General features: G+C 62.8%; 1 protein-coding gene. It reads left to right on the top strand.

The window, feature by feature from the left end:
• Nucleotide 1: 1 nt before the first annotated feature.
• A partial coding sequence (locus C7G61_RS43460; protein ID WP_244608802.1) for a Gfo/Idh/MocA family oxidoreductase occupies nucleotides 2-446 on the top strand: 445 nt, incomplete at its 3' end.

Genomic DNA, 446 nt, shown 5'->3' with positions numbered 1-446 from the left:
CATCGGCATCAACCACAACCACATCTTCGGCCAGGTTGATGCCCTTCTCGGCGCCGGCGGCGAGTTCGTATCCTTCTTCGCCCAGGAGGACGACCTCGCCGCTCCCTTCAAAGAGCGCTACCTGCAGGCGGAACGCGTTCACGATGCCCGCCGGATCCTGGAGGACGAGAGCATCGCCATCGTGCTGAGCGCCGCGATCCCCAAGGACCGTGCGCGGATCGGCATCGAGGTCATGCGCCACGGCAAGGACTACATGGTCGACAAGCCGGGCATGATCACGCTCGAGGAGTTGGAAGAGGTTCGCCGGATTCAGAAGGAAACCGGGCGCATCTATTCGATCTTCTATTCCGAGCATTTCAGCAGCCGCGTCACCAACAAGGCCGGCGAGCTGATCCGCTCCGGTGCCATCGGCAAGGTGGTGAACACCTTAGGCCTCGGCCCGCACC

It is taken from the genome of Bradyrhizobium algeriense, assembly GCF_003062295.1.
Classification (GTDB): Bacteria; Pseudomonadota; Alphaproteobacteria; order Rhizobiales; family Xanthobacteraceae; genus Bradyrhizobium; species Bradyrhizobium algeriense.
This window is presented reverse-complemented; position numbering and strand designations above follow the sequence as displayed.